This is a genomic window from Candidatus Palauibacter sp., from assembly GCF_965213655.1.
Taxonomy (GTDB): domain Bacteria; phylum Gemmatimonadota; class Gemmatimonadetes; order Palauibacterales; family Palauibacteraceae; genus Palauibacter.
Genome location: NZ_CBDBZT010000003.1, coordinates 1,214,790 through 1,232,538 on the forward strand (window position 1 = coordinate 1,214,790; position 17,749 = coordinate 1,232,538).

At 67.4% G+C, this 17,749-nt stretch carries 14 protein-coding genes and 2 pseudogenes; 11 read left to right on the plus strand and 5 right to left on the minus strand.

The window, feature by feature from the left end; genetic code table 11:
* Position 1 precedes the first annotated feature (1 nt).
* The 5 genes from ACOOGH_RS07640 to ACOOGH_RS07660 all read left to right on the plus strand — a co-directional run bounded on the left by ACOOGH_RS07640 (position 2) and on the right by ACOOGH_RS07660 (position 4,429).
* Positions 2–907, plus strand: a complete 906-nt coding sequence (locus ACOOGH_RS07640; protein ID WP_420448354.1) for a hypothetical protein — start codon at positions 2–4, stop codon at positions 905–907.
* Between the two features lie 21 nt (positions 908–928).
* A complete protein-coding gene (locus ACOOGH_RS07645) occupies positions 929–1,243 on the plus strand; it encodes a hypothetical protein (RefSeq protein ID WP_420448355.1) in 315 nt (104 codons plus the stop codon).
* Positions 1,240–1,635 carry a hypothetical protein gene (locus ACOOGH_RS07650; protein ID WP_420448356.1) on the plus strand — a complete coding sequence of 132 codons (396 nt, stop codon included), beginning with the start codon at positions 1,240–1,242 and terminating at the stop codon, positions 1,633–1,635. Before ACOOGH_RS07645 ends, ACOOGH_RS07650 begins: the two co-directional genes overlap by 4 nt.
* Positions 1,632–2,795, plus strand: a complete 1,164-nt coding sequence (locus tag ACOOGH_RS07655) for a tyrosine-type recombinase/integrase (protein ID WP_420448357.1) — start codon at positions 1,632–1,634, stop codon at positions 2,793–2,795. Before ACOOGH_RS07650 ends, ACOOGH_RS07655 begins: the two co-directional genes overlap by 4 nt.
* A 401-nt stretch (positions 2,796–3,196) precedes the next feature.
* Positions 3,197–4,429: an IS256 family transposase gene (locus tag ACOOGH_RS07660; RefSeq protein WP_420438216.1), complete on the plus strand. Its 1,233-nt coding sequence runs from the start codon at positions 3,197–3,199 to the stop codon at positions 4,427–4,429.
* A gap of 176 nt (positions 4,430–4,605) precedes the next feature.
* On the opposite strand, the pseudogene ACOOGH_RS07665 reads toward ACOOGH_RS07660, so the two are convergent.
* Positions 4,606–5,785, minus strand: a pseudogene (locus ACOOGH_RS07665) (IS3 family transposase).
* A 569-nt stretch (positions 5,786–6,354) separates the two neighbouring features.
* Between ACOOGH_RS07665 and ACOOGH_RS07670 the strand changes: the two are divergent.
* Both ACOOGH_RS07670 and ACOOGH_RS07675 read left to right on the plus strand, forming a co-directional pair.
* A pseudogene (locus tag ACOOGH_RS07670) lies at positions 6,355–6,690 on the plus strand (hypothetical protein); the annotation flags it as partial.
* A 264-nt stretch (positions 6,691–6,954) separates the two neighbouring features.
* On the plus strand, positions 6,955–8,589 hold the full coding sequence (locus ACOOGH_RS07675; protein WP_420450087.1) for a choice-of-anchor B family protein: 1,635 nt from the start codon (positions 6,955–6,957) through the stop codon (positions 8,587–8,589).
* 289 nt (positions 8,590–8,878) lie between these two features.
* On the opposite strand, the gene ACOOGH_RS07680 is transcribed toward ACOOGH_RS07675, so the two are convergent.
* The 3 genes from ACOOGH_RS07680 to ACOOGH_RS07690 form a co-directional block, all read right to left on the minus strand.
* Positions 8,879–9,118, minus strand: a complete 240-nt coding sequence (locus ACOOGH_RS07680; RefSeq protein ID WP_420448358.1) for a leucine-rich repeat domain-containing protein — start codon at positions 9,116–9,118, stop codon at positions 8,879–8,881.
* Positions 9,119–9,206: 88 nt separating this feature from the next.
* Positions 9,207–10,439, minus strand: a complete 1,233-nt coding sequence (locus ACOOGH_RS07685) for an IS256 family transposase (RefSeq protein ID WP_420438216.1) — start codon at positions 10,437–10,439, stop codon at positions 9,207–9,209.
* Between the two features lie 37 nt (positions 10,440–10,476).
* On the minus strand, positions 10,477–11,730 hold the full coding sequence (locus ACOOGH_RS07690; protein WP_420448359.1) for an Ig-like domain-containing protein: 1,254 nt from the start codon (positions 11,728–11,730) through the stop codon (positions 10,477–10,479).
* A 277-nt stretch (positions 11,731–12,007) separates the two neighbouring features.
* Here ACOOGH_RS07690 and ACOOGH_RS07695 point away from each other — a divergent pair, with 277 nt between their 5' ends.
* Complete coding sequence (locus tag ACOOGH_RS07695; RefSeq protein WP_420448360.1) at positions 12,008–12,748, plus strand: SOS response-associated peptidase; 741 nt, start codon at positions 12,008–12,010, stop codon at positions 12,746–12,748.
* A 43-nt stretch (positions 12,749–12,791) separates the two neighbouring features.
* Positions 12,792–13,850, plus strand: coding sequence for a Kelch repeat-containing protein (locus ACOOGH_RS07700; RefSeq protein ID WP_420448361.1), 1,059 nt, complete (start codon positions 12,792–12,794; stop codon positions 13,848–13,850).
* A 10-nt stretch (positions 13,851–13,860) separates the two neighbouring features.
* Here the strand turns inward: ACOOGH_RS07700 and ACOOGH_RS07705 are convergent, their stop codons facing one another.
* Positions 13,861–14,724, minus strand: a complete 864-nt coding sequence (locus ACOOGH_RS07705; protein ID WP_420448362.1) for a DUF481 domain-containing protein — start codon at positions 14,722–14,724, stop codon at positions 13,861–13,863.
* Between the two features lie 121 nt (positions 14,725–14,845).
* Here ACOOGH_RS07705 and ACOOGH_RS07710 point away from each other — a divergent pair, with 121 nt between their 5' ends.
* Positions 14,846–16,309, plus strand: coding sequence for an amidohydrolase (locus tag ACOOGH_RS07710; RefSeq protein WP_420450088.1), 1,464 nt, complete (start codon positions 14,846–14,848; stop codon positions 16,307–16,309).
* A 217-nt stretch (positions 16,310–16,526) separates the two neighbouring features.
* The gene (locus ACOOGH_RS07715; protein WP_420448363.1) at positions 16,527–17,678 is read left to right on the plus strand and encodes a helix-turn-helix transcriptional regulator; all 1,152 of its coding nucleotides are present in this window, start codon (positions 16,527–16,529) and stop codon (positions 17,676–17,678) included.
* Positions 17,679–17,749: the final 71 nt, after the last annotated feature.

A 17,749-nucleotide genomic window follows, 5' to 3' on the forward strand; every position in this document is an offset into this window, starting at 1 on the left:
GATGAGAGGGAGAGGAATGTTCGACCGCACGGTCGAACCGGACCCGCGCCCCGCCGCGCCACCCAGCCGCAATCGCCAAGGCATGCGGAAAGGCCACCGCCGAGAATACGCCGCGGACCGGGCGCGCGGGTCCACCATCTCCTTCCCCGAACGCTGCGCCGGGGCGCTGACCGACATCGGCGTCCACGGCGCGGTCTCGTTCCGCGACCTCGCCGAGGCCCGCTTCGGCGGGCACCCCTACACCACGCGGCGCGCCGTCGACACGTGGATCCGGGACGGGCTCGTCGTCGAGAACACGGCCACCGGCCCGAACGGCAACCCGTTCAAGATCATCACCCTCACCCCGGCGGGCATGGCCGAGGCACGGGAACTCGCCGCCGAGCGGGGGATGGACCGGCGACAACGCATCGAAATCCCCCGCATCCGGGACGCGCAGGCCAGCCACGACACCGCCGTCTACCGCGCCTGTGCCAGGGAACGGGAACGGCTCCGCCGCCGGGGCGCCAGGGTGCGCCGCGTCCGCCTCGACGCCGAACTCAAGAGCGCCGTCGCGCGCGCGAGCGAATCGGAGCGGAAGAGGGACGGCAAGCGGGCCGCCGACGCCGAGCGGCACCGCGCGGCCGAAGAACTCGGGCTGCCCATCGACGAGGCGGACCGAGTGCTCTACCCGGACGCGCAGGTCGAATACGAGGACGCCGAGGGGCGGACAGGCCGCGTCAACGTCGAGGTCGCGTCCGGCGACTACCGCGAACCGGCTCTGCGCGCCAAGGCCGCCGCCGGGTTCGCCATGCACGCAAGCGGACCGGCCGCCGCGGGCATGCTCCAAAAGCTGGGGCTGGGCAGGGGCGATGGCGGCTCCTGGCTCAGAGGACCCGCCGACCGCGATCCCGCCTCAGTCGAACTCTGACCGAAAGGGAGAACCTCGCCCATGCAACCTTGGAAGATCAGCGCGGGACTCACCGCCGCGCTCGCCGGATCTGTGTTCCTGCTCGGCGGCTCCCGCCTCGAATACCTGAGCCCCCACTGGCCGCTCATCCTCGCACGCCACGGGTTGCCCGTCGGGCTGCACGCGGCGTTCGCCGCCGTGACCGTCGCCGCGGGCATCTACGGCGTTGCCCGCGCCACCGGCCTCGCAGACCTGGGCCGCCGCGTCGATCTCGCCGAACGGTCCGTCCGGCGGGGAGAAGGAGACCGGGACCTCGCCGACGCGCTCCGCAGGGACGCCGAAGGAGACTGGGAATGAAGCGCCGCATGAAGGACCCGCCGACCGTCGAGGCCCTCCCCGCCGACTGGCGCAAGAAGGCCAAGGCGCTCCGGCGATACGGCGGCGAGACCCCGGCCACCGCGATCGAACGATGCGCCGACGACCTCGAAGCCACCCTCGTCGAAAGGGACGAAACCACGTTCTCGCTGGTCGAGGCCGCCCGCGAGAGCGGATACACCGCCACCCACCTCGGACGCCTCGTCCGAGACGGCAAGATCCCCAACGCCGGGAGGCCCGGCGCGCCCAGGATCGCCCGCAGGCACCTGCCCCGGAAAGCGCCGATCGATGCGCCACTTGCGGAAGAACCTAGCCGGCGCGAGCGTTCAAACACGCAGATCGTGCAGTCCATCATCCGGAAAGGAATCGAATGATGGCACGCACGAAACGTAGTCGGCGCGCATACAGCGCCGGTGAGTGGGGCCGGAACCGGGTCAGGGTGTTCCCCGACCCGAAGACCGGCCTCTACCAGATCGAGTGGCGGGAGAACGGGCGCAGGCTCACCCGGTCCCTCAAGCACCGCGACTGGTCGCGGGCGAAGCGGCAGGCCGACGAGTTCGCCGCCGGGTTCGAGGGGTCGGAGCTGAACGGCAAGAAGGACGCCGAGCCCGAGCCGCTCACCCTGGAGAGGCTTTTTGACATCTACGGTGAGGAGGTGACGCCCTCCAAGGCGAAGCGCACACGGCAGCGCGACAGGGTCCTGACCGCCGTGTTCCTCCGGTTCTTCGGCAGGGACCGCAGGCCCGATACCCTCTCTCAGCGCGACTGGGACCGGTTCATCCGGGAGCGGCGCGCGGGCAGGGCGGGTCTTTCGGGCCGGCCCGTGAGCAACCGGACAATCGAAGGGGACTTGACGTTCCTGATGGCGGTGCTCAACTGGGGCGCGAGGTCGAGGGACGAGCAGGGACGCCTGTTCCTCGACAGGAACCCGCTCAAGGGCCTCAGGAAGCCCGTCGAGAAGAACCCGAACCGGGTCGTTCTCGACGACGACGAATACCGGGCGCTCCTTCGAGTGTCTCGGCAGGTCAATTGGCGATTCCACGTCGCGCTCGTGCTCGCGCATGAGACCGGTCACAGGATCGGAGCGATCTGCAAGCTGCGCTGGCACGACATTGACTTCGAGGACGGGACCATCCGTTGGCGCGCGGAGCACGAGAAGACCGGCTACGAGCACACGACACCCGTGACGGCCGAGGCGATCGCTGCCTTGGAGGAAGCGCGACGGATGAGCGATGGAACCGGCGATGCTCCGGTGCTGCCGGCGGGGACGGATCCCACCAGATGTATGAGCAGCAGCTGGGCGCAATGGTTTTGGTGCAGGGCGGAGACGCGGGCGGGGTTGGAGCCCAAGCGCGGTCGGGGCTGGCACTCGCTGAGGCGGAAGTTCGCGAGCGACCTCATGGACCAACCGCTGAAGGTCCTTTGCCAACTCGGGGGCTGGAAAAACGCGCACACGGTGCTCAGGTGCTATCAGAGAGCCGACGAGGGACAACTCAGGAAGGCGCTGGAGAGCCGCCGGAAGGTTCGCGCCTGAGAGCCCAATCGGCGGGAGTCAATCGGCAGGAGTCCGAGAGACGGAATCCGTAAACCCAAGGCGCACAACTAGATATAAACACTCAGCCATCTGCTGTCCGAGCAGTACGAAACGGAACAGCGGCGGCACTCCGGACAGATCGAAACGTTGCGCGAGCAGGTCGAAGCCTTGCAGCGGCAAGTCGAGCGGCTGAGCGGGCGGGTGACGGACTTGACCGGATACTCCGGGAGGTACGGCGCAGGGCCAGGGAGCGGGTGGAGATGACGCGGCGGCTGGTGGAAAAGATCAGGAGTCCCGGGCCGGACCGGGACTCGGGGCCGAGCCGCTGAGGGTTCTCGGCGGGAGTGTGCTGATTTCTGTGTAAATGGCCATGGAGTAGACTCTGGAAGCGGGAGGAGACCATGGCGAGGAAGAAGGATGCGACGGAGCGGGAGGTAGACGAGCTTCTCGACAGCCTGCTGGAGGGCCGCAGCCCGGAAGAGATCATGGGCGGAGGCGGTCTTCTGGAGGCGCTGACGAAGCGGGTGGTGGAGCGGGCGCTGGAGGGAGAGCTCACCGACCACCTGGGCTACGAGAAGCACGCGAGAGAGGGCCGCAACGGCGGCAACTCGCGCAACGGCCGTACGCGGAAGCGAGTGAAGACGGACACGTCGGAGTTCGAGATCGAGGTGCCTCGGGACCGTGATTCGACGTTCGACCCGAAGTTCGTCAGGAAGGGCCAGCGTCGGCTGGGCGGGTTCGACGAGAAGGTGATCGCGCTGTACGCGCGGGGCATGACGACGCGGGAGATCCAGGGTCACCTGAAGGAGCTGTACAAGGTGGAGGTCTCACCGTCGCTGATCTCGGCGGTGACCGACGCGGTCCTGGAGGACGTGAAGGCGTGGCAGGGCCGGCCGTTGGATACGGTGTACCCGATCGTGTATCTGGACGCGATCCACGTGAAGGTGCGTTCCCGGGGCCACGTCCGGACGCACGCGGTCTACCTTGCCCTGGCCCTGACGCTCGAGGGCAACAAGGAGCTGTTGGGGCTGTGGGTGGGCGAAGCGGAGGGGGCGAAGTTCTGGCTCTCGGTCCTCACCGAACTCAAGAACCGGGGGGTCGAGGACATCCTGATCGCAGCGATCGACGGCCTCAAGGGCTTTCCCGAGGCGATCGAGTCGGTGTTCCCGAAGACGCAGGTCCAGCTCTGCATCGTGCATCTGGTGCGCGGCTCGCTCCGGTTCGTCGCCTGGAAGGAGCGCAAGGCGGTCGCCAGGGACTTGCGGGCCATCTACAGGGCTCCGAGCCTGGAGGCGGCCGAGACGGCGCTGGAGGCCTTTTCTCAGCGCTGGGACGAGCGCTTCCCCATGATCAGCCGGAAGTGGCGGGCGAACTGGGCGAACCTGACCCCGTTCTTCGATTATCCGCCCGAGATCCGCAAGGTCATGTACACGACGAACGCGATCGAGGCCCTGAACGCGCAGCTCACGAAGGTGACGAGGAAGCGCGGCGCGTTCCCAACCCCGGAGGCGGTCAGGAAAGTGCTGTACCTTGCGATCGAGAGGGCGTCACAGCGCTGGACCCGGCCCGTTCAGGACTGGACCGGCGCCCTGAACCACCTGTCGATCGTGTTCGAGGGCCGAGTGCCCGTATGAGTGCGAGGGCCATTTACACAGAAAATCTGACAGTCCCTTCTCGGCGGCTGCGAACGCTTGGAGCTGTCCCGCTTTCACGGACGGTTAGTTTCTGTGGTTGATCGTCTCGGGCTCTTCTCCTTTCGGCCTCTCTCAGGCGCTCGGGAGAGGACGTCCGTGCGCGCCGCCGGTGCGCCTCAGGCCGCATGGTTCCTCTCGTAGTCTGCCGGCGACTCGTAGCCGAGTGCGGAGTGCAGCCGCCGGGTGTTGTAGAAGCCCTCGATGAAGCCGAAGACCTCCCGTCGCGCCTCGTCCGCCGTGCGGAAGGAGCGCTTCCAGATCAGCTCGCACTCGAGCGTCGCGAAGAACGACTCGCACATGGCGTTGTCGTACGCATCGCCCGCCGAGCCCATGGACTGGGCGATGCCCGACTCGCGACAGCGCTCCCCGAAGGCGAGCGAGGTGTACTGCGAACCCCTGTCGGAGTGATGGACGATGCGCCCCCGGGGACGACGGCGCGCGAGGGCCATCGACAGCGCGGCCTCGACGAGTTCGGTCCGCATGTGCGTCGCCATGGCCCAGCCGACGACGCGACGGCTCCAGACGTCGAGCACAACGGCCAGGTACAGCCAGCCCGCCCAAGTGGGCACATACGTGATGTCGGCCACCCACAGCTCGTCGGGCCCGGAGGCCGAGAAGTCCCGCCTCACCAGGTCCGGCGCGGGCCGGGCCTCGGTGTCCCTCTTCGTCGTCGCCGTCTTGAAACGCCGCCTGGTCGCGCCCTCGATCCCCAAGCCCCTCATCAGCCGCCCCACGCGCTTCTGGCCCACCCGCTCGCCCTCGGCCCTGAGCGTCGCGTGGATCCGCGGACGGCCGTACGTCTCGCCGCTCCCGGTCCAGATCGCCCCGATCCGCGCCTCGAGTTGCGCGTCCCGCCGCGCGCGGTCCGAGGCAGGACGCTTGAGCCAGTCGTAGTAGCCGCTGGGGGAGAGACCCAGCACCCGGCACATGGCCCGAAGCGGAAACTCGGCCCGGTGCGCCTTCATGAACGCGTACCCCCGCCGGGGATCGATCCGCTCTCCTGCGCGGGGCACCGCCGCGCAGCGGTGGTCAGGCCGCGGCTTTTTTTAGGATGTCCCGCTCCATCCTGAGCCGCTTGTTCTCACGCTCCAGGCGCCGCAGTTCGTTGCGCGCCTCCGTCGTCAGCCCGTCGCTACGGAACCCCTCGTCCACGTCCGCCCGCCGGACCCAGTTCCGGATCGTCTGCTCCGACGGATCGAACTCCCGGGCGAGTGACGCGGCGCTACGCCCGCTCCTCGCCAGTTCCACCAGCCGCTCCCTGTACTCGGACGGATACCGCCCCTGCCGGCCCGCCATAGGACACCTCCTTGCTTGACCCCAATGGATAGGTGTCCGTCAAAGCGGGGCAACTCCAGCTCTTCCCCCTCGCAGCCCTGCACTCGGCGAATGCGCGGGGGTCATGTCGGGATGTTTCGGCCCCTTTTGCTTCGACTGGACGGACGGACTCATTCCGAGCAGACCGGGTTGGCTCTGGCGAAACAACGCTGATCGCCAGATCGTCAAGAGTATGGTAGGTCAAACCACAATGCTTGGTGCGTCCCTTGATCAACCCACTCGCGAAAGCTCATGCCCACCGCACTCGGGCGATGCCTGCGGCTCCGTGGCGACGTAGCCGGGTCACTCTTGGCCTCGGCTTGGTGGCGGTGCTGGCTACGAGTGCCACGACGCTAACCGGGCAAGTTGGATCCTTCGGCAGTTCGGTTGTGATCCGCAGGGGTCAAGTCATCGTCGCCGAACCCAACCCCACCTTTCGCCCAGGCGCGGTATACGTCTACAGCACGACGAACGGCACCCTGCCCGAGTCCAACATATTGCGAACACCGGGTTCCGAGCGTGCGGACGGGTTCGGGACGGCTCTGGCTCGGATGGGAAACTCACTCTTTGTCGGACAGCGCGGTGGGCCGCTGCACGTGTTCGAGCTGGGCGACACAGGCGAGTGGAACTTGACCGGACGTATCGAGGGCGATGGCGTGGGCGGGAGTGAGCCGAGATGCAACGACTTCGGGTATTGCGATGCCGACTTTGGTCTGACACTTGGCGCTCGTGACGGTTGGCTGTTCGTGGGAGCGCCGGGGCGGGGGTATGGACGATCCGTGCAGGGTGCCGTCCATGTCTATTGGCACGATGGAAATGGGCAGTGGATTAACCGCGCGAAGCTTCAGGCGCGTGCGGGCGCGGAGGGCGACCGGTTCGGCGCGGCCATCGCCTTCACTACACACGGCGTGCTGATTGGCGCCCCAGGGGCGGACCAAGGGGCGGTGGCGGGGCGCACACCCATCGCGCGGCGTCTTGCTGCACGCCTGCGCCGACAGCGCGGAGATCCGCCGCCGCAGAGACGGGATGACATCGGCCTTGTCTACGAATTCCGCTTGGGCGAAGACGGATGGAAGGAGGTCGGATTCCTTGAGTCCGTTGCCGAATCCAACGGTAGGTTCGGATCTGCGATAGCGGTTGCGCACGGGCGGATGCTGGTCGGCGCCCCGGGCGCCGACGAAGACCGGGGCGCGGTCTTCGCGTACTTCTGGGATGATGGCTTGGCGCGGTGGGTTCCCGACGAGGGACGGCTGACGCTCCCGGATGGAGAGAGTGGAGACCTCTTCGGCGCGGCTGTGGCTTTCGCCGGAAGTGACATATGGGTCGGGGCTCCCGCGGAGCGCGGCTACGAGAACGGCGCGGTCTACGTATACGAGGCCAGCGGCGGCGATGACCCGTCGGAATGGTCTCGCCGCATGCGGCTCGCCGACACGGTGGCGGGGCAGCGTGATCGTTATGGCTCATTGATAGTGGCCGACACCGACCTCGTGGCGGTAAGCGCGCCGGGCCTGTACCACCGATTCGGAGCGGTCCACGTTTGGCGGCGTGGCCCAGATGGCAGTTGGGACGACGCAGGTCTGCTCGTCAGCGCCGCCGATGCGATCGAGCCCCTGCTGGGCGACGAAGTCCGGTGCACCGACGGGAAGGCCGGCCCCTTCGACTGCGACCAAGTCGACCTGCTGTCGTTCTTCCCTAACTCCATGTTGAAGGCGGACGGGCGCGCCCATGGCGTACACACAAACGACCTATGGGGCTGGACCGACCCGCTTGACGGGCGCGAGTATGCGCTGGTGGGACGCATCGACGGCACCTCCTTCGTTGACGTCACCGATCCGTCGAACCCCGTGCTGGTGGGGGATCTGCCCAAACCCCCAGGGACGCCGCCGTCACAGCTCTGGCGCGACATCAAGACGTACCGGAACCACGCGTACATCGTGGCCGACGGGAATGCGGACTACGGCATGCAGGTCTTCGACCTCAGGCGTCTGCGCTCCGTACCCAGAGGTGCGATGCCCGCCCTCTTCGAGCCAGATGCCCACTATCTCGAATTCGCGGGTTCGCACAACATCGTGATCAACGAGGAGACCGGATATGCCTACGCAGTGGGGAACAGCGGCCCCCGCGAGAACTGCGGTGGCGGTCTCCACATGATCGACCTCAGCGATCCCCGTGACCCCGAGTTCGTTGGCTGCGGGCCGACTCGCCGCATTCACGATTCGCAGTGTGTGGTCTACCGCGGCCCGGACGACCAGTATCGCGGGCGCGAGTTGTGTCTGAATTCCGCCGAAGACGTTTTCGAGATATCCGACGTAACCGACAAGACCAATCCGGTGAGCGTGGCAAGCGCCTCGTCGCCGAGAGCCTCGTACATACATCAGGGTTGGCTTACGCCTGACCACCGTTACTTCTACCAGAACGACGAACTCGATGTCCTCGACGGCAACGTGAAGACCACGCGCACGTTGATCTGGGACCTTGCCGAGGTCGAAGACCCGATACTGCTGAACCAGTTCCTGGGGTCCTTCCCCGCGAGCGCGCACAACCATTATCCGAAAGACGGCCTGATGTACCAAGCGAACTACCGCTATGGCCTACAGGTCCTCGATATCTTGGACCCCGTGCATCCACGGGAAGTGGGATTCTTCGACACTGCGCCCTATCACGAAGGTCCGGGGCTCAGCGGCGCTTGGAGCGTCTATCCGTTCTTCAAGAGCGGCACGGTCATCGTCACAAGTATGCAGGAGGGGCTCTTCGCGTTGAAGACGCGGCAAAGACCCGCATCCTAGGAGTGCTCGGCCCTGATCCGGCCCATTCCGGCACGCCGCTGCACTCGCCAGTGCCGATCCGATTCAAGCAGAGATCGGGGCGGGCTTGCAATGGCCGAAAGCCGGTCTCGGAGCCCTCTGCGACGCCGCGCCTGCGAGGGGAGGTGGACAGCGCGGCCGCAGATCGGTTACGTCCACCGAGTCCACCGAGTCCACCGACATCCGATGCGGTCGCATGTATTCCCGTTCATTTCTGTATACTTCAAGTGATACATGGTCGATCAATACTGACGTAACTTATTGTTATATATTAGTTTATGATCATGTGCATCATTTCGGGCGGGATCGGACCGCTGAGTCGATTGATCCCGAGGTTCAGACTTCTGAGGTTGGCGAGGTTGCCGAGTTCAGGCGGGATCGGACCGCTGAGTTGGTTGATCCAGAGGTGCAGCTCTCTGAGGTTGGCGAGGTCGCCAAGCTCCGGCGGGATGGGGCCGGAGAGCCCATGGGGGACTGGCCCCTCACTGTCCCACCTTCCGACGAGAGACACCTCCGCGACCCGCCCCGAGGCATCCGTACTTACACCGTACCAGTTCTTGAGGGGACTGTCAGATTTTCTGTGTAAATGGCCCTCGCACTCATACGGGCACTCGGCCCTCGAACACGATCGACAGGTGGTTCAGGGCGCCGGTCCAGTCCTGAACGGGCCGGGTCCAGCGCTGTGACGCCCTCTCGATCGCAAGGTACAGCACTTTCCTGACCGCCTCCGGGGTTGGGAACGCGCCGCGCTTCCTCGTCACCTTCGTGAGCTGCGCGTTCAGGGCCTCGATCGCGTTCGTCGTGTACATGACCTTGCGGATCTCGGGCGGATAATCGAAGAACGGGGTCAGGTTCGCCCAGTTCGCCCGCCACTTCCGGCTGATCATGGGGAAGCGCTCGTCCCAGCGCTGAGAAAAGGCCTCCAGCGCCGTCTCGGCCGCCTCCAGGCTCGGAGCCCTGTAGATGGCCCGCAAGTCCCTGGCGACCGCCTTGCGCTCCTTCCAGGCGACGAACCGGAGCGAGCCGCGCACCAGATGCACGATGCAGAGCTGGACCTGCGTCTTCGGGAACACCGACTCGATCGCCTCGGGAAAGCCCTTGAGGCCGTCGATCGCTGCGATCAGGATGTCCTCGACCCCCCGGTTCTTGAGTTCGGTGAGGACCGAGAGCCAGAACTTCGCCCCCTCCGCTTCGCCCACCCACAGCCCCAACAGCTCCTTGTTGCCCTCGAGCGTCAGGGCCAGGGCAAGGTAGACCGCGTGCGTCCGGACGTGGCCCCGGGAACGCACCTTCACGTGGATCGCGTCCAGATACACGATCGGGTACACCGTATCCAACGGCCGGCCCTGCCACGCCTTCACGTCCTCCAGGACCGCGTCGGTCACCGCCGAGATCAGCGACGGTGAGACCTCCACCTTGTACAGCTCCTTCAGGTGACCCTGGATCTCCCGCGTCGTCATGCCCCGCGCGTACAGCGCGATCACCTTCTCGTCGAACCCGCCCAGCCGACGCTGGCCCTTCCTGACGAACTTCGGGTCGAACGTCGAATCACGGTCCCGAGGCACCTCGATCTCGAACTCCGACGTGTCCGTCTTCACTCGCTTCCGCGTACGGCCGTTGCGCGAGTTGCCGCCGTTGCGGCCCTCTCTCGCGTGCTTCTCGTAGCCCAGGTGGTCGGTGAGCTCTCCCTCCAGCGCCCGCTCCACCACCCGCTTCGTCAGCGCCTCCAGAAGACCGCCTCCGCCCATGATCTCTTCCGGGCTGCGGCCCTCCAGCAGGCTGTCGAGAAGCTCGTCTACCTCCCGCTCCGTCGCATCCTTCTTCCTCGCCATGGTCTCCTCCCGCTTCCAGAGTCTACTCCATGGCCATTTACACAGAAATCAGCACACTCCCGTTCTTGAGCGGCGCGTCGGTCAGCCAATTCTCGTTGTTTACCCAGTTCGGCCCGTTCGTGGCATTGTAGAGCGCCACCAGCGCCGCCCGGTCCGGGTTCTCCACCGTGATCTCCGCCGTTCCGCGTGCGTCTCCCGTCGTGGCGGTGATCGTCGCCGTGCCCTCGGCGACGGCCGTGACCAGTCCCGATCCGTCCACGCTGGCCACCAAGACGGCGCTCGACGACCAGTCGAACTGAGCGCCTTCGACCCGGTGCCCGTTCTCGTCGAACGCCTCCGCGACAAGCCGCAGCGTGTCGCCCGGCGCGACCGTGTCCGCGGCCGGCGACACGACGACCGAACCCGCCGATTGCATCACGGTCACCACCGCTTCGCCCGATACTTCGCCCGATGTCGCAGTGATCGTCGTCTCGCCAGCGCCCACCGCCGTCACCAACCCCGCCGAGTCGACCGCCGCGACGGTCGTGTCGCCACTCGACCAGGCAACCGGGACGCCCTCCATCGCGCGCCCGGCCTGGTCGCGCACCTCCGCGGTGAACTGCGCGGTCTGTCCCAGAGCGGCCAGCGCCACCGTGTCGGGGGTGACCGCTACGGTCGTCGGCGCCGGCGCCACGACCGTGACGTCCGCCCGGCCCGTGACTCCCTTTGCGGCGGCCGTGACCTCTGCCTGTCCCGCGCCGACCCCGGTCACCAGGCCCACACTGTCCACCGCGGCGACCAGCGTGTTGCTCGATGCCCACGAGACCTCGACCTCCGCTACGGGGTGCCCGTTGGCGTCGGTCGCTTCGGCTACCAGACGCAGCGTGTCGCCCGCCACCAGCGTGTCGACTGCGGGCGTGACCGCGACCGCGCTCACCTGCTGGGCCACCGTGATCTGCGCTGTGCTCTGCGCGCTCCCGGCCATTGCGGTGATCGTGGCCGTCCCGTTGTCCGCCGCCGTCACCAGCCCGGCGTCGCTCACCGTCGCTACCGAGGCGGCGCTGCTCGCCCAGGTCACCGTGGCCCCGGCCATCGCCTGGCCGTTCTGGTCGCGCACCTCCGCGGAGAGCTGCACCGTCGCGCCCAGTGCCGCCAACTGGGCGTTGGCCGGGCTCACCGCGACGGTCGTGGGCCGCGCGGGATCGGGGGGCGGCGGCAGTGTAGGCTCCGCGGTCCCGTCGCCGCAGGCGTACGCCCACAGGGCGGCCGACAGCGTCGCTGCCGCAAAGATGAACATTCGATAGCGGTTCATGCGGCCATCCCCCAGTTCACCGGAAGCAAGGCCGGTGCAATCGCCCAAAGGTCCGGAGACTTACGAACCAACATCTAAGCGGTGCGGCCAGGCGACCATCCCCCGAATGGGGGACAGACGGAACCGATTGGCGGGAATGCCAGTCGCTTTGCTCCCCGGGTAGGTGGTGCGGTTCGGGGGACACGGCCCGCCTCGGTCACCGGGCCGGAGGATTGTCGGCGCGCGCGCCGGGACCCACAACGGGGCCACCGGCCATGCCGCGCGTTACCTTGGCGGCATGTGCGGACGATTCAGCCTCCAGACTCCGGTTCCCGACCTGGCGGAACTCTTCGAGGCCGACCCATCGCGACTCGGCGACTGGCTAGCGCGCTTCAACGTCGCGCCCACCGACGAGGTCATCACGCTGCGGCGGGGCGCGGCTGGCCGTGAACTCGTTTCGGTGCGCTGGGGGCTGATCCCGAGCTGGGCGGAGGACCCCGCATCACTCCCGCTGATGATCAACGCCCGCTCCGAGTCGCTCGAGACCCGGCGGGCGTTTCGCGACCTCGTCATCGACCGCCGCTGCGCGGTGCTCGCCGACGGTTTCTACGAGTGGCGGAAGGAGGGCGGCCTCAAGCAGCCGTACTTCATCCGGCGGCGGGACCGGGGGCCGATGGCGCTCGCGGGCCTGTGGGATGTGTGGCGGGGGCCGAACGGCCCGATCCCCTCCTGCACGATCATCACGACGGACGCGAACGAACTGCTCGAGCCGCTACACAACCGGATGCCGGTCATCCTCGAGGGCGAGGGCGCGCAGATGTGGCTCGATCTCGACATCTCCCAGCGCACCATGGAGCCGCTCCAACAATTCGACGCGGAGGCGCTGGAGGTGTTCGCGGTCAGCCGCCGGGTCAACCGCGTCGCAGCGGACGACGCGGCCTGCACGGAGCCGCGGAGCGCCCCGATCCGGGAGACGGCGGGCTGGCGCGAGCGTCCCGCGGTGGGCGACGCACCCCCCGACCAACTCGGGCTTTTCTGACGTGCGGGCCGTGAAGTCGGTCTGGCTGCGCAGAACAAGCCCGTTGCGAGCCGGCCTTCGCACCCTCGGCCTGGGAGCGGCGCTCGCCGGAATCGGGTGCGGGACGCCCGAGAGCGCTGCCGACTCCGGCCTGGACGCACCGTCGGCGCTACCGATGCCGGTGGCCAACAACGCTGTGGCGGCGCTCGAAACATCCGCGGGCTGGTCCGTCTTCTCCTTCCTCGGCATCGACTCGACGAGACTCTGGTCGGGCGTGACGACGGCCTCCTTCCGGTGGGATGTCGGGAGCCCGGCGTGGCAGGTCATCGAGCCTCCGCCCGGACCCGGCCGCCTCGCCGCGACCGCCCAGGCCTTCGGCGGCAGGATCTACCTCTTCGGCGGCTACACGGTGGCGGAAGACGGCGCGGAACAGTCCGTTCCCCAGGTCGACATCCTCGACCCGGAAACGGGACGCTGGACGCGGGCCGCGCCCATGCCCGTGCCGGTGGACGACGCGGTCTCCGGCGTGTGGCGCGATTCCCTCATCTACCTCGTGTCGGGCTGGCACGACTCGGACAACGTGGCCGCGGTCCAGATCTACGATCCGGTGCGGGACACCTGGGCGCAGGGAACGCCCATCCCCGGGCCTCCCGTCTTCGGGCACGCGGGGGGCATCGCGGGGGACGCAATTGTGTACATCGATGGCGCGCGCGTGCAGGCCGAACCCCGAACCTTCGTGCTCGAAGCGTCATCGTGGCTGGGCCGTATCGACCCGGGCGACCCCACCCGCATCGTCTGGGAGCGCCTCCCCGATCATCCCGGGCCGGGACTCTACCGTGCCGCGGCCCTGGGCGTGGGATCGCGTATCCTCTTCGCCGGTGGCTCAGACAATCCCTACAACTACAACGGGATCGGGTACGATGGCCGGCGCGCCGAGCCCTGGGCGGGGGCATTCGCCTTCGATCTCACGACCGAGAGTTGGATCACCGTCGATGCGCCGCCCACGTCCTCGATGGACCACCGCGGCATCGTCATCGCCGGCGGGCGGGCTTTCATCGTCGGAGGCATGACCGCCGGACAGCGGGTGACCGACCGGGTCACAGAGATCAGTCTCCGGGAGTAGGCGTCCGCGGCTAGAAGTTGGCGACCAGCGCGATCGTCAGCGTGGAGTCCAGCTTGTGGCGCGGGACGAGGACCGTCTCCCCGGTCGCGGCCCCACCGGGGTCTTCCAGCGGCGCTCGCGTCAGTGCCGGCGCGTTGTCCCACACGAGCCGGAGGCCCGTCTTCACGGCCAGCGAGCTGTTGATGTCGACCGCCAGGGAGTTGGCCAGATCGGCGCGAATGTCGTTGGCATCGGTCAGGTTCTCATCCAGAGTCAGCGTGCTCTCCAGGTCCGCCGTGGGCGTGAGCTGCCGCCGGAGGCTGGTGGAGACGCGGACTCCGCCGAAGGACGCGCTCTTGTCGGGATCCTCGATGACGTCGTTCTGGGCGGTGAACGTCAACCCGTAGTCGCTCTTGAGCCGCGTCCTCTCGTTGTCGATCCACATGTTTCCGATGCCGCCGACCAGTGAGAGCTTGCTCTCGTACCCCGCGAAGGTGTTCCGCTCCCAGCCGGCGCCCGTCGTGAGGTGGACGTGGTCCGAGAACGAACGCTCGAACTCCCCCCGCGCGAAGTAGTTCTCGGCCGTCGGCTCGGGATCGGATTCGCTCCTCACCATGAAGTTGTCTGCCGTGCCGACGGCGACGCGGCGAGTGGTGCCGGACTCGGTCCGGAGACCGCCCGCGCGCAGGGACAGCTCACCGCCGGCCCACTCACGCCGGGCGCCGCCCCCGATCCCGAAGGTGCGAACGGTCGAGTTGCCCGAGGTGAAAAGCAGGCTCAACTCGGCGCTGTACTCCCAAGTCGGGTCCGTCTCTTCCTGCAGGGACTCGGCGGGAACGGCAGGGAGTCCGGCGGCCAGTACGCACATGATCCCCAGGAACTTCGTTTTCTCCACCCCCAACCCCCCGTGATCGATACAGGAAACGGCGACAAAGGCTAGCCAGACGCGCTTCGCCGGGCCAGCTTCTCCAGACCGTTCTATCCGTCCCCCTTCGAGGAGTTCCACAAGCATGTCCATGTCAGCGAGAAGCCCCGTGTTGAACAGGAACCTCCGCAGGCGTCAGCTCCTCGCCGGCGCACTCGTGGCCGTATTCCCGCTGCCCCTCGTGGCGGCCCAGGACGCTCAGCTCGCGGGGATCGACGCGCGCCGCGACCACTACGGGAGCATGGCTCGCCAGATCTGGGAGTGGGCCGAGGTCGGCTACCAGGAGGAGCAGAGCTCCGAACTGCTCAAGGGCGAACTCGAGGCGGCCGGGTTCTCCATCGAGTCCGGCGTCGCGGGGATGCCCACCGCCTTCGTGGCGAGCTACGGCTCCGGAGGACCGATCATCGGGATTCTGGCGGAATACGACGCCCTGCCGGGCATCTCGCAGGACGCGGTGCCCGAGCGCTCGCCGATCATCGAGGGGGGCGCCGGTCACGCGTGCGGCCACCATCTGTTCGGCGCGGGGTCCGTGGCGGCGGCGATCGCAGTCAAGGAATGGCTCGACGAATCGGGCCACGAGGGAACGATCCGGCTCTACGGCACGCCGGCGGAGGAAGGGGGCGCGGGCAAGGTGTACATGGTGCGCGAGGGCTTGTTCGACGACGTGGATGTGGCGCTGCATTGGCATCCGGGTTCCGTGAACAGCGCGAAGGCGGGACGCTCGCTGGCCAACAAGTCCGCGAAGTTCCGCTTCCGGGGCTACTCCGCGCACGCCGCGGGGGCGCCGGAGCGGGGGCGTAGTGCGCTCGACGGGGTCGAGGCGATGAACCACATGGTGAACCTCATGCGCGAACACGTCCCGCAGGAGACGCGCATCCACTACGTGATCACGCAGGGCGGGTTCGCGCCCAACGTCGTGCCGGATTTTTCGGAGGTCTACTACTACGTGCGGCATCCCTACGCCCCCACCGTGCTCGAACTGTTCGAGCGGGTGGCGCGGGCGGCCGAGGGCGCGGCGCTCGGGACGGGGACCGAGATGGAGTACGAGGTCATCCACGGGCTGTACGACCTCGTGCCCAACGTCGCCCTGGGCCAGGTGATGGACGCCAACCTGCGCAAGGTCGGCGGCGTGGAGTACACCGAGGCGGAGCGCGCTTTCGCCCGACAGATTCAGGCTACCTTCGAGGGCGGCCCCTCACGGCCGCTGGGTTCGGAGGGCGAGATCGAGGAATTCGGCGTGGAAGGCGTGGGCGGCGGCTCGACGGACGTGGGGGACATCAGCTGGGTCGTGCCCACGGCGGGGCTGTCGACGGCGACTTGGGTGCCGGGCACCTCGGCGCACAGCTGGCAAGCGGTGGCGGCTGGAGGCACAGACATTGGCACCAAGGGGATGATGGTCGCGGCCAAGACACTCGCGCTGACGACGATCGAACTCTTCCAGTCGCCGGACGTGATCGCTGCCGCGTGGGAGGAACTCACGGAGCGCCGCGGCGTGGACTTCGCCTACGAGGCACTGCTGGGCGACCGTCCGCCGCCGCTCGACTACCGCCGCTGATTCCGGCCTGAACGGGGTCCCCGGGAAGGTCCCCTGAGAGGGGGATACCGGCCCGGGGCATCCCTCAACCTCTGATTGCACCTCTTGCCAGCTCATCTGCCCGTACCCCCCGAAATCAGGGTGGCACGCGGACCATTGCCTGCCTACCGTGCCATATTGCCACACGCCGTGGCCCGTAAGCCGTTACCGCAACTTCAGGTAGCGGAAGGATTCAGCCGTGACCGTGCAGGACAGGTTCGAGCGCGCTTTGTTGTCGCTGTACGAGGCGGCGCTGGCCGATGACCCCTGGGTCTCGGCGGCGACGCTGGTCAACGACCTGATCCGGACGCGGGGTCATGGGCTGGTGCACGCGGATCCGGGGCCGGGGTTCGAGCCCGAAGTCCTCATGGCTCGGTTCTTCACCGGCACGGAGCGTCGGGAGGACTACGAGCAAGTATACGTCGGTCACTACTTGAGGCGGGATGAAGCGATTCCGCGACTCTACGGACTTCGCGACGGCGAGTTGGCCTACAAGTCGGAGCTCTATACCGAAGAAGAGAAGAAGAAGTCCTCCGTATACAATGAGTTTCGGAGCGCCAACAAGGGACAGAACGGGCTTTTCGTGGTGCTCCATGAGCCGGACGGGCGTGCGGTCGTCTGGTCTCTCCTCGACTCCCTTGACCTCGGCGGCTGGGGACACGATCAGATCCGCACCATCAAACGTCTCGCGCCTCACATACGTCAGTTCGCACGCGTCCGGCATGCGATGGCTAATGCCAAGGCGCTGGGTGCGTCTCTTACCGAACTGCTCGACAACGGGCGGTCCGGGTTCATTCAGCTGAACCGCCGCGGACGGATCCTGGAGGCGAACGACCGAGCGCTGGACATTCTGCTGAAACGCGATGGGCTCCGCGACGATGAGGACGTGCTGGCTGCCGGCATACCGGAAGAGAACGCGGAGCTACGGCGCTTGCTGGCGCAGGCGCTGTCCCCCCTCGGCGCTCAAGGCGCCGGGGGTTCGATGAAGATCACGCGGTTGAAAGCTCCCACGCCGCTGGTGATCGAGATCCATCCCGTGCGGGGCCTGGGTACGGATTATCGTGCTCTGGAAGTCGGGGCACTGGTGCTGGTCACGGACCCGGCCGCCCGACCCCGGATCGATCCCGCGTTGCCGACTGCGGTACTGGGCCTGTCACCCGCGGAAAGCCGGATGGCGGTGGCGGCGGCGCTCGGCCAGACCGTGCCCGGTATGGCGCGCGAGTTGGGCTGTGCGGAGAGCACCGTGCGCACTCACCTCAAGCGGGTCTACCGCAAGCAGGGCCTCAGAAACCGGGCCGAACTGGTGCGGAGGATACTGTCGCTGGAAGGCCTGCGCAGACCCATCCGCTAAGGGGAAGTCCGCGCAGCATTTCCGGCGCACCCCACACCCATACCGTGTCCCCCAAAAGGGGGATACCGATC

Excerpts from the sequence above, each read along its gene's own strand:
- ACOOGH_RS07655 (WP_420448357.1), top strand. The coding sequence starts at position 1,632 with ATGATGGCACGCACGAAACGTAGTCGGCGCGCATACAGCGCCGGTGAG.
- ACOOGH_RS07710 (WP_420450088.1), top strand. The coding sequence starts at position 14,846 with ATGTCAGCGAGAAGCCCCGTGTTGAACAGGAACCTCCGCAGGCGTCAG.
- ACOOGH_RS07650 (WP_420448356.1), top strand. The coding sequence starts at position 1,240 with ATGAAGCGCCGCATGAAGGACCCGCCGACCGTCGAGGCCCTCCCCGCC.
- ACOOGH_RS07695 (WP_420448360.1), top strand. The coding sequence starts at position 12,008 with ATGTGCGGACGATTCAGCCTCCAGACTCCGGTTCCCGACCTGGCGGAA.
- ACOOGH_RS07685 (WP_420438216.1), bottom strand. The coding sequence starts at position 10,439 with ATGGCGAGGAAGAAGGATGCGACGGAGCGGGAGGTAGACGAGCTTCTC.
- ACOOGH_RS07640 (WP_420448354.1), top strand. The coding sequence starts at position 2 with ATGAGAGGGAGAGGAATGTTCGACCGCACGGTCGAACCGGACCCGCGC.
- ACOOGH_RS07675 (WP_420450087.1), top strand. The coding sequence starts at position 6,955 with ATGCTGGTCGGCGCCCCGGGCGCCGACGAAGACCGGGGCGCGGTCTTC.
- ACOOGH_RS07660 (WP_420438216.1), top strand. The coding sequence starts at position 3,197 with ATGGCGAGGAAGAAGGATGCGACGGAGCGGGAGGTAGACGAGCTTCTC.
- ACOOGH_RS07690 (WP_420448359.1), bottom strand. The coding sequence starts at position 11,730 with ATGAACCGCTATCGAATGTTCATCTTTGCGGCAGCGACGCTGTCGGCC.
- ACOOGH_RS07645 (WP_420448355.1), top strand. The coding sequence starts at position 929 with ATGCAACCTTGGAAGATCAGCGCGGGACTCACCGCCGCGCTCGCCGGA.